This is a genomic window from Micromonospora sp. NPDC049801, assembly GCF_040656575.1.
Lineage (GTDB): Bacteria > Actinomycetota > Actinomycetes > Mycobacteriales > Micromonosporaceae > Micromonospora.
In genome coordinates this window covers 56,575-67,198 of the sequence record NZ_JBFAMS010000025.1, presented here as the reverse complement: position 1 = coordinate 67,198, position 10,624 = coordinate 56,575, and the positions used below count along the sequence as shown (strand labels likewise).

The 10,624-nt window shown below is 73.3% G+C and carries 8 protein-coding genes; 4 read left to right on the top strand and 4 right to left on the bottom strand.

Features of this window, described 5'->3' with window-relative positions:
- Nucleotides 1–126: 126 nt before the first annotated feature.
- A complete protein-coding gene (locus AB0I89_RS31335) occupies nucleotides 127–945 on the bottom strand; it encodes a hypothetical protein (protein ID WP_357134162.1) in 819 nt (272 codons plus the stop codon).
- Between the two features lie 142 nt (nucleotides 946–1,087).
- Here AB0I89_RS31335 and AB0I89_RS31330 point away from each other — a divergent pair, with 142 nt between their 5' ends.
- The 3 genes from AB0I89_RS31330 (at nucleotide 1,088) to AB0I89_RS31320 (ending at nucleotide 6,311) form a co-directional block, all read left to right on the top strand.
- On the top strand, nucleotides 1,088–2,884 hold the full coding sequence (locus tag AB0I89_RS31330; protein WP_357134160.1) for a BTAD domain-containing putative transcriptional regulator: 1,797 nt from the start codon (nucleotides 1,088–1,090) through the stop codon (nucleotides 2,882–2,884).
- Nucleotides 2,885–2,939: 55 nt separating this feature from the next.
- Nucleotides 2,940–5,078, top strand: a complete 2,139-nt coding sequence (locus AB0I89_RS31325) for a DEAD/DEAH box helicase (RefSeq protein WP_357134158.1) — start codon at nucleotides 2,940–2,942, stop codon at nucleotides 5,076–5,078.
- Between the two features lie 123 nt (nucleotides 5,079–5,201).
- Entirely contained in the window at nucleotides 5,202–6,311 is a 1,110-nt protein-coding gene (locus AB0I89_RS31320) for a hypothetical protein (protein ID WP_357134156.1), read from the top strand.
- 120 nt (nucleotides 6,312–6,431) lie between these two features.
- Here AB0I89_RS31320 and AB0I89_RS31315 read toward each other — a convergent pair whose 3' ends face one another.
- Nucleotides 6,432–6,848, bottom strand: a complete 417-nt coding sequence (locus AB0I89_RS31315; RefSeq protein WP_355053372.1) for a helix-turn-helix domain-containing protein — start codon at nucleotides 6,846–6,848, stop codon at nucleotides 6,432–6,434.
- A gap of 238 nt (nucleotides 6,849–7,086) precedes the next feature.
- Here AB0I89_RS31315 and AB0I89_RS31310 point away from each other — a divergent pair, with 238 nt between their 5' ends.
- A complete protein-coding gene (locus AB0I89_RS31310) occupies nucleotides 7,087–7,527 on the top strand; it encodes a hypothetical protein (RefSeq protein ID WP_357134153.1) in 441 nt (146 codons plus the stop codon).
- Between the two features lie 45 nt (nucleotides 7,528–7,572).
- Here the strand turns inward: AB0I89_RS31310 and AB0I89_RS31305 are convergent, their stop codons facing one another.
- Nucleotides 7,573–8,727, bottom strand: a complete 1,155-nt coding sequence (locus AB0I89_RS31305) for an SAM-dependent methyltransferase (protein WP_357134151.1) — start codon at nucleotides 8,725–8,727, stop codon at nucleotides 7,573–7,575.
- Nucleotides 8,728–8,818: 91 nt separating this feature from the next.
- Entirely contained in the window at nucleotides 8,819–10,504 is a 1,686-nt protein-coding gene (locus AB0I89_RS31300; RefSeq protein ID WP_357134149.1) for a DEAD/DEAH box helicase, read from the bottom strand.
- Nucleotides 10,505–10,624: the final 120 nt, after the last annotated feature.

Sequence of the window (10,624 nt, the reverse complement as noted above, 5' to 3'; positions counted from 1 at the left end):
GCGGGGCGCCCCCCCCCCCCCCCCCCCCGCCCGCCCCCCCCCCCCCCCCGGGGGGGGGGGGGGGGGGGGGGGGGGCCCCCCCCGGGGGGGGGGGCGGCCCCCCGTGTGGCCGCCGCCCGTTGTGGATCAGCCGTTCAGTAGGTCGTACGCCATTGCCGGTGCCTTCACGGCGGCGGCGCCGGTCGGCGCGGTGATCTTCGGCGCGCTGCCGTAGTCGGCGTACTTGACGACGTAGTCGTACGCCTTGGTCTTACCGGCGGCCGGCATCTTGAGCGTCAGCGACGCCAGGTGCTTGTCCGCACCGACCACGGCCGTGAACGGCACCTTCTTGCCCGCCTCGCCGAGGGCCGCCGCCTCGCCGTCCTCCAGTGCCTTCGCCGCCTCCCCGGCGCTCACGTCGATGAAACCGACGTACTGGCCGGGGCTCTTCTCCTGCACCTCGGTGGCCGCCTGGATCAGCGGACCCGCGTTGCCCTGGTCCACACCGTCGAACGTCGGGATGCTCGCGGCGTCGGTCAGCTTCGCGCGGTCCAGCTTCATCCACTTGTCGGGGAACTTCGGCAGGCCGGGACGGCCACTGAACTTCGCCTTCACCCAGTTCTGGTCCTTGATCACCAGGAACGACATCTTCACCACGACGCCGTCGTCCGGCGGCATGACCATGTTGATTTCGAATCCCTCGGACGCCGGGTCGATCCGACCGTCGATCGTGCTCGACGCGTCCTTGCCGCTGAACCGGAACGCCCCCTCGGTGCCGTCCGGGACGGCGGCGAGGAGCGCGTCCTTCGGACTGACGCTCGGGCTGGCGGACGGGCTGCTCGGTGGCGTCGCGGTGGGTTCGCTCTCCGCTCCGCAACCTGCGAGCAGGGTGGTCGCGGCCAGCACGGCGGCGACCGTACCGACCGTCCGTCGGATGGTGCCGGCGGTGCCCGTTGCCTGTGTCATCGCTTGTCTCTTTCTCGCTGCGTGGCTTCTGCCGACGAGGATGCTGCCGGCCGGCACGGCGGTTCGGCTGCCGATATGCTGCCGTCCGGCTGCCGGGCACTGCCGTCCGGCGGTCCCGGGGGTGTCAGGAGCGAGAACGCGCATGTCAGGCCAACTGCGTTTCGAGATTCTCGGGCCTCAGCGGGCCTGGTACGCCGACCGGGAGATCGACCTCGGTCCGGCCAAGCAGCGGGCGGTGCTCGCCGTACTGCTGCTCGCCGCCGGCCGCCCGGTGTCCACCGGGCAGATCGTCGACGCGGTCTGGCCGGAGGACCCGCCCGCGAACGGTCCCAACGTCGTGCAGAAGTACGTGGCCGGGCTGCGCCGGGTGCTGGAACCGGACCGGTCTCCCCGTACGCCGGGACAGGTGCTCAGCCTGACCGACGCCGGCTATTCGCTGCGGGTGGACCCCGAGGCGGTCGACGCGGTCCGCTTCGAACGGGGCGTACAGGCCGCCCGCCAGCGACACACGAGCGGGCGTACGGACGAGGCGCTCGCCGAACTGGCCGCCGCCTTGGATCTGTGGCAGGGGGAGCCGTTCACCGGCTTCGCTGGGCCGATCTTCGAGGCGGCCCGGCAGCGGCTGGTGGAGTTACGCGCCGTGGCGTTGGAGACCCGGTCCGAGTTGACGCTGGACCTCGGACGGCACCGCGAGACGATCGGTGAGCTGGTGGAGTTGGTGGCCGAGTTCCCCGTCCGGGAGCAGCTGCGACACCAACTCGTGCTCGCGCTCTATCGCAGCGGGCGGCAGGCGGAGGCGCTCGCCGCCTACCGGGAGTTCGGCGACCTGCTCCGCGAGGAGTACGGCATCGAGCCGGGCGAGGCGTTGCAGGAACTGCACCGGCGCATCCTGCGCTCCGACCCGACCCTGGCGGCGACCCCCCACGCCGCCGAACCACAGGCGCAGCGCCCCGTCCAACAACAGGCGCAGCGCACCGCCGCACCAGAGGCGCAGCGCGTCGCCGTACCAGAGGCGCAGCGCACCGCCGCACCGGAGACACCGCAGCCGGCAGCCCCGGTGCCCGGACCGGAGGCTTCGCGGCCGGCGGCCACGCTGCCCGGACCGGCAACGTCGGTGGTCGCCCCCGTCGGTCTCCTCCCCTCCCCGCCGGGCCCGGCATCGCCGTCCGCCCTGTCTGTGCCGCCTCCCCCCGCGCTCATGCCCCTGCCACCTCCGGCGGCCCCCACGAAGCCCGCTCGGCGGGAGACACCGCGTTGGGCGAGCAGGACGGTGACGATCCTCGGGACGGTGCTCGTCCTGCTCTCGTTCGGCTGCCTGACCTGGCTGGTGATCCTGGCCTACGCGGGGTGGCGGCGGAGTTGGCGGCTCGCGCTCGCGGGCCTCGGTTACCTGGCACTGCTCGTCGTCGAGGTGGTCATGCTCGACGTCGAGAGTCCGGAAGCCGAGGTGCCCGGACCGCAGGCGGTGACCTTCCTCGGCCTGGCCCTCATCACCTGGCTCGCGGGGGCCGTGCACGTGGTGCTGCTCAGCCGTGGACTCTGGGCGGCGATCACCGGACGACCGGACAGTGCCCGCGGTCGTGCCGACGAGGAGCGGCGCATCCGCCGGGAGCACGCCCGCTACCTGCTCTACCACTACCCGGCGGCCCGTGCCGAGTTGGGACTCGGGCGACCCGACCTGCCCGGCACCTTCGACGACGGCGGTCTGGTCGACGTCAACGGGGTCCCGGAGCAGGTGCTCACGGCCCTGCCCGGTCTGACGGCCGAGCAGGGCCGGCAGATCGTGGTGGACCGCTGGCTGCGCGGCCCGTACGCCTCGATGGAAGAGTTCGCGTCGCGCTGCCTGCTGCCTCCCAGCGCGACCGAGCCGCTGCGCGACCTGTTGCTCTTTCTGCCCCCGGCGTCCCGGCCCGATGAGGCGCGAACGCGCGGATCGTGACCGGCACCTCCCGCGCGGGCGGGGTTCTGACGTACGACGCTGGTAGAAATGCCGGATGGGCGACGAACGGGCGGCGGTACGGGAGCGGGCCGAGGCGGTGCTGCGTCGGCTGGCCGGTGAGCACGCCCGGCTGCGCGAGGACCAGTGGCGGGCCATCGAGGCGCTGGTCGTCGACCGACGCCGGGTGCTGTGCGTGCAGCGCACCGGTTGGGGCAAGTCGGCGGTCTACTTCGTGGCCACCGCGCTGCTCCGCGCCCGCGAGCAGAGTGGCGGGAGCGGCGAGCACGGTCCGACCGTCATCGTGTCGCCGCTGCTGGCTCTCATGCGCAACCAGGTGGAGGCGGCGGCCCGCGCCGGCATCCGGGCGCGCACGATCAACTCGGCGAACCTCGACGAGTGGGACGAGATCACCGCCGAAATCCAGGCCGGATCGGTGGACGTCCTGTTGATCAGTCCGGAACGCCTCAACAACCCGGACTTCCGCGACGGCGTGCTGCCGAAGCTGGCCGCGACGACCGGTCTGCTGGTGGTCGACGAGGCGCACTGCGTCTCCGACTGGGGGCACGACTTCCGGCCGGACTACCGGCGGCTGCGTACCTTCCTGGCCGAACTACCCGAGCGCACGCCGGTGCTGGCCACCACGGCCACCGCCAACGCGCGGGTCACCCAGGACGTCGCCGAGCAGTTGGGTGACGCGCTCGTCCTGCGCGGGACGCTGGACCGCGAGTCGCTGCGGCTCGGCGTCCTCGACCTGCCCAGCCCGGCGCACCGACTGGCGTGGCTCGCCGACCACCTGGACGAGTTGCCCGGCTCCGGCATCGTCTACACGCTGACCGTCGCGGCGGCGGGGGAGACCACCGAGTTCCTGCGCTCGCGGGGCTACCCGGTGGCGTCGTACACCGGCCAGGCCGAGGACGCCGACCGGCGCGCCGCCGAACAGGACCTGCTCGACAACAAGATCAAGGCGTTGGTCGCCACCAGCGCGCTCGGCATGGGCTTCGACAAACCCGACCTGGGCTTCGTCGTCCACCTCGGCGCACCGCCGTCGCCGATCGCGTACTACCAGCAGGTCGGCCGTGCCGGCCGCGCCGTCGAACACGCCGAGGTGCTGCTGCTGCCCGGCGTCGAGGACGCCGCCATCTGGCGCTACTTCGCCTCGCTGGCGTTCCCGCCGGAACAGCAGGTCCGTGCGGTGCTGGCCGCCCTGCACACCGACCGGCCGCTCTCCACCCAGGCCCTCGAACCCCTCGTCGACCTGCGCCGGGCCCGCCTGGAGCTGATGCTCAAGGTGCTCGACGTGGACGGCGCGGTTCGCCGGGTGCGCGGTGGCTGGCTCGCCACGGGCGAGCCCTGGGTCTACGACGAGGCCCGGTTGCGCCGCGTCGCCCAGGCGCGCACCGTCGAACAACAGGCCATGCGGGAGTACGCGTCGACGGGCGACTGCCGGATGCGATACCTACGGGAGCGCCTGGACGACACCGGGGCGACCGACTGCGGCCGGTGCGACAGGTGTGCCGGCCCGCTGTTCGCGGCGGACGTGTCGACGGCCGCGCTCGCCGCCGCGCAGACGTTCCTGGGCCGGCCCGGCGTCCAGATCGCGCCCAAAAAACTCTGGCCGACCGGGTTGGACGCGGTGGGCGTACCCCTCAAGGGCCGGATCGCCCCGGCGGACCAGGCGCTGCCCGGCCGCGCGGTCGGCCGCCTCTCCGACCTGGGGTGGGGCGGTCGGCTGCGGGACCTGGTCGGCCCGGAGTCGCCCGACGCGCCGGTGCCCGACGACGTGGCCGGCGCGGTGGTCGACGTGCTGAAGGCCTGGGCGCACGGCGACGACCCGTGGCCCCGCCGGCCGGTGGCGGTGGTCGCCGTCTCGTCCCGCCGGCGGCCCCGGCTGGTCGGCTCCCTGGCCGAGCGGATCGCCGCCGTGGGCCGGCTGCCGCTGCTCGGCGCGGTCACGGCGACCGGCCCGGACGGCCCCGGCGGGCCGCGCGGCAACAGCGCCCAGCGGGTACGCGCGCTGCACGACGCCTTCTCCGTACCGCCCGAACTTGCCGACGCGCTGGCCGCGCTGGACGGGCCGGTGCTGCTCGTCGACGACCTGGTCGACTCGGGCTGGACGATGGCGATGGTCGCCCGGGAACTCCGGCGGGCCGGCGCTCCCGACGTGCTCCCGCTCGCGCTCGCCGTGGCCGGCTGAGTCGTCCGCGAGCGCCGGTCAACGGCGGCGGGCGGAAAGTTCCCGGGCCGGGCGGATTGCGACGGCCGCCACGCTGCCCCGGCGTCGGCCGGAACCCACCGGGCACGGCGGTACGGTGTCGGGATGAGCTGGACGCCGGCGGTGCCTGACCAGGCGGGCGCGTCCCCGTCGGACGCGAGCGCCGTCGCCGCCGACCGGGCTGGCGCGCCCTCGTCGGACGGGAGCCCTGTCGCCGCCGACCGGGCGGGCGAGGCGTTGTCGGGCGGGTCGGCCGTCTCGGCTCCGGGTGTTGCCGGTGTGGCCGACCGGAGCACGGTCCGGTTGGCGCTGGTGGTGGGTGGTCTGGTGCTCGCCGTCCTGCTCGGCTTCGGCCTCGGTCGCCTGAACGGCGGCACCAACGTCAACGGCGGCACCGGCCTCGGCGGCGGCACCACCGGCGGTACGGCGCTGACCCCCGACCACACCCACCCGGCGGGCACCGCGGCCCACGACCACGGATCCGTCACGGGCGCCGGCCAGGGCGCTGCCACCGAGCCGGGCGGTCTGTCGGTCAGCTCGGGCGGATACACGCTCGTGCCACTGGGCACCGAATTTCGCGTCGGCCGCACCGGGCAACTGCGCTTCGAGGTACGCGACGCGCAACGTCGACCGGTCACCCGCTTCGCCGTCGTACACGACAAGCCGATGCACGTCATCGTGGTACGCCGGGACCTGACCGGCTACCAGCACCTGCACCCGACCATGACGCCGGACGGCATCTGGTCGGTGCCGGTGACCCTCCCGCAGCCCGGCGTCTGGCGGGCGTACGCGGACTTCACCGTGGTCGCCGACAACGGCGGCCAGAGCGCCGTGACCCTCGGCGTGGACCTGGTGGCGCCGGGCGCGTACCAGCCGCGTCCGCTGCCCGCGCCGGCCACCTCGACGACGGTTGACGGGTTCACGGTCGGCTACCAGGGCAGTCCGCAGGCCGGGGTGACGGTGCCGCTGACCTTCCGGATCGACGGTCCGAGCGGTGGCGCGGCGCTGGAGCGCTACCTCGGCGCGTACGGGCACCTGGTGGCGCTGCGCGAAGGCGACCTCGGCTACCTGCACGTGCATCCCGAACCGGAGTTGGCCGACGGCCAGGTCAAGTTCTGGCTGACCATCCCGAACCCCGGCCGTTACCGCCTCTACCTGGACTTCCAGGTAGCCACCAAGGTCCACACCGCCGAACTAACCCTGACCATCCCCTAACCCCCCGGCCCTCCTGGCCCCCTCCCGTCCCCGGCCCTCGCTGCGTCGATCATGAAGTTATTGCCACTCGCATCGGCGTGTCGTGGCAATAACTTCATGATCAACGCGGGGATCGGGGGGTTAGCCGGCTCGGCGGGTGGGGCGGCGGGCCAGGTAGCGGAGGAGGTCGCGGATGTGGTGCTTCTCCTCGGCCGGGACGGTGGGGTCGGCCAGCCGGTCCAGGATGGCGCGGACGTCGGCGTCGACCGGGCCGTCGTCGCTGCGGCGTCGGGGCGTCGGGCCCGCGTCAGGCAGTCCGAGGGCCCGGAACGCGGCCGCCACCGGCAGATCCAGAGCGGCACAGAAGCCGCGTACCTTCGCCAGTTCCGGATAGTCCTGCCAGTCACCGGCGAGCCAACGGAACACGGTGGAGCGGCCCACGCCCGTGTGCGCGGCGAGATCGGTCACGGTCCACCCGCGCTCTTCGCGGGCGTCGTCGATGGCCCGCCGGACGAAGCGGGCGAACGCCATCTGCGGTGTTACGTCTGCGGAACCCATCCGGTATGTCTTTCCCTCCCGGCCGAGCACTGGGAAGATGCGCCTCCGAGCGTAGTACGCCGAGGATCGGAAACCACTGACTGACCGCACAAACTGTCCCACGGATGAGACTCCACCTCGGGCAGTATTCGGACCGGTACCGAGCGATCATCATCGTTCTTCTACTAAGCTCGGTGCCCGTCCCGGCATGGCGCACGCGCGCCTGCCGCGTTCGCCCGGACCACCGCCGAGGAGCACCATGGCCGAATCGCGCCGTCCGCAGCCGTACCAGCCTGGTGCGGTGAGCCTCTTCTTCGTCGTCAAGGCCGGCGTCTTCGCCGCCGGGTGCTGGATCTGGCTGCTGGTCCTGGTGCTCCGCACCGACGCGGCGACCGGTGCCCACGTGCTGGCCGCCGCCGGCGCGATCACCACCACGCTGGTCGCCGTGGTGCTGGGCGCCCGGATGGCGCTACAGCAGAACGCGGCCGTCCGGCACGCCGAGACGAAGAAGCTGCTCGTCGACATCTCCTGGAACGCGTTCACGGCCGCCGGCAACGCCGAGAGCTCGGGGAAGGTGGTGCCCTTCCCGAGCAGCCCGGTCGACGACGACCGCTCGACGCGCAACGGCGGAGACCGGGTGGCGGTCTTCGACCGATCCGGCAGCCGGGACCGGGGCGGCAACGCCGACCGCCGACGCTGACGCCGCTGCGAAGTCCCGGGCCTGCGGCAGGTCCAGCCGGCGAACCTAGCTGGCGGACCCCGTGTCGCCGGCCAGCAGGACCTCCAGCCGGGGCGTGACCTGCCACTGGTCGACCAGCTCGCGGTACTCCGTGTGCCGTGGGTCCGCGACACCGGTGTGGCGGGCGCGGATCAGCAGGTTGCGGGGGGTGTGCTGGGAGTCGACGAACTCCACCACCTCGGCCCGGTAACCGTGCGTCCGCAGCAACCCGGCGCGCAGCGCGTCGGTGAGCACGTCGGCGAAGCGCTCGCGCAGGATGCCCTGCCGGGTCAGCAACTCGTACGGCGCCGGGGTGGGCTGCGCGCGCAGCTGCTTGGCGAGGTCGTGGTGACAGCAGGGCGCGGCGAGTACCCAGCGGGCCTGCCAGCGCACCGCGCGGGCCAGCGCCTCGTCGGTGGCGGTGTCGCAGGCGTGCAGCGCCAGCACCAGGTCCGGGGCGGGTTCGACGACGGCCTCGGCGATCGTGCCGGCGACGAAGCTGACCTTGTCGGCCCAGCCCAGTCGCTGCGCCAGCTCGGTGTTGCGCCGGCGCTGGTCCTCCCGGACGTCCACGCCGACCAGCTCGACATCGAGCCCCCGACCCGTCAGGTAGCGGTAGGCGGCGAACGTCAGGTAGGCGTTGCCGCAGCCGAGGTCGACCACCCGCAGCGGACCGGTCAGGTCGTCGGGCAGGGTCGCGGCCAGGGCCCGCAGGAACGCGTCGACCTGGCGTCGTTTCGCCGCCGAGCCGCCGATCTCGGCGAAGATCGGGTCGCCGGGATCGAGCAGGTACTCCTTCGCCCGGTCGTTCCCAGCCGGTGTCGTCGCCGGTCGGGCCGTCGCCGCACGGTGTACCTGCGCCTCGCCGGACTTGGTCACCCGGAGCTGGAGGGTCGCGTCGACGGTCTCCACGTGCCAGTTGCCGAAGGGCTCGGCCAGGAGCTCATCGACCGCCGCGTCGGCCTCGGGACCGGGAGCGACATTGCGGGTGTACGGGCGTACGCCGTCGGAGGTGGTGACCTGAAGTCGGGGCCCGGCCTTGAGCGTCACCGGCCGCAGTTCGGCCCGCTCGACCGTGGGGCGACGGCCGCGACGGCGTCCGGCGGCGACCGCCCGGGTCAGCGCGGGGTCGAGCAGCAGCGCCCGAACCTCGGTCAGGGCAGCGTCCAGTGGTTGCGGCATCGTTCCATCTTCAGCAGGTGGGGTGGGAAGAAGGGAACATCCCCCGCACCGCGTGAGGCGGTCCGGGGGATGTCGGATGGATCTCGCTGCGTCAGTCCGCGGTCGCCTCGGCCGGCGTACCCTCGCCGGAACCGCCACCACGACGGCGTCGGCGGCGGCGGGGCTTGGCGGCCTCGCCCTCGGCGGCGTCGACGGACTCGGCCGGCGCCGCGTCGGCCGCGATCACCGCGGTCGGCTCACCGGTCACCGTCTCGCCGGCCCGGCGGCGACGCCGGCGGCGCGGGGTGCGGGTGGCCTCGTCGCCAGCGGCGTCCGCAGGTGCTTCGGCGGCCGGCGGGCCGGCGTCGGCGCGGTCGCGGCGACCGTCACCCCGACCACGGCGCTCGCCCCGGGCCTCGCCACGACTCTCACCGCGTCGGCCGCCCCGGCCAGCGCTGTCGCCCCGGCGCGAGCGGGTGGTGCCGCCGAGGTCTTCCTCGATCTCGGCGGACAGCCCGGCGCGCGTCCGCTCGGCCGTGGGCAGCGTGCCGCTGACCTCGGTCGAGATGTGCAGGTCGGTGTAGAGGTGCGGGGAGGTGTGGTACGTCTCCGGCGGCTCGGGCATCTCCAGACCGAGGGTCTTGTCGATGATCCGCCAGCGCGGCATGTCGTCCCAGTCGACGAAGGTCACCGCGACGCCGGTCGCCCCGGCCCGACCGGTACGACCGATGCGGTGGGTGTAGGTGTCCTGATCTTCCGGGCAGTCGTAGTTGATGACGTGGGTGACACCGGTGACGTCCAGGCCCCGGGCCGCGACGTCGGTGGCGACCAGGATGTCGATCTTGCCGGCGCGGAAGGCCCGCAGGGCCCGCTCCCGGGCGCCCTGGCCGAGGTCACCGTGCACCGCGGCGACCGCGAACCCACGGAAGTCGAGATCCTCGGCGACCCGGTCGGCGGCCCGCTTGGTACGCGTGAAGATCATGGTCAGCCCACGACCCTCGGCCTGGAGGATGCGGGCCACCACCTCGACCTTGTTCATCGAGTGGGTGCGGTAGACCAGTTGCTGGGTCTGCGGCGACGGCCCGGTCTCGGCGGTGTGCCCGGCGTGGATCGTCATCGGCTGGCGCAGGAAGCGCCGGGACAGGGTGACGATCGGGTCCGGCATGGTCGCCGAGAAGAGCATCGTCTGCCGGTCTTCCGGAAGCATCGCCAGGATCTTCTCGACGTCGTCGAGGAAGCCCAGGTCGAGCATGCGGTCGGCCTCGTCCAGGACGAGCGCGCGTACCCGGTCGAGGCGGAGGTGCTTCTGCTTCTGCAGGTCCATCAGTCGACCCGGCGTGCCGACGAGGATCTCGACGCCCTTGCGCAGCGCGTCGATCTGCGGTTCGTACGCCACGCCGCCGTAGATCGGCAGCACCCGGACGCCGCGCGTCCGGCCGGCGGCGGCCAGGTCCTTGGCGACCTGGATGCCCAGCTCACGGGTCGGGACGACGACAAGCGCCTGGGGGACGCCGTCGCCACCCTCGCTCGGCGCGAAGACCCGCTCCAGCAACGGCACGCCGAAGCCGAGGGTCTTGCCGGTACCGGTGGGCGCCTGGCCGATGAGGTCGACGCCGCGCAGCGCGATCGGGATCGCGTACTCCTGAATGGCGAACGCGCGGGTGATGCCGGCCGCGGCCAGCGCCTCGACGGTCTCGTCGCGGGCGCCGAGGGCGGCGAAGGTGGGTGCCTCCGGTCGGACCGGGGCGGTGGGGGCCAGTTCCTGGCCGTCCATCAGATCTTGAGTCAGCTCGCTCATGTGGATGTGGGGGTGCCCTCTCGTGGGTGCGCCCCGTCATGTCCTCAGGGCGCGGTCGGTATGACGCGGGCCACACGGTCAAGGGCAGACTGCCGAGCCAGACCGGGCCGCACGCGCACC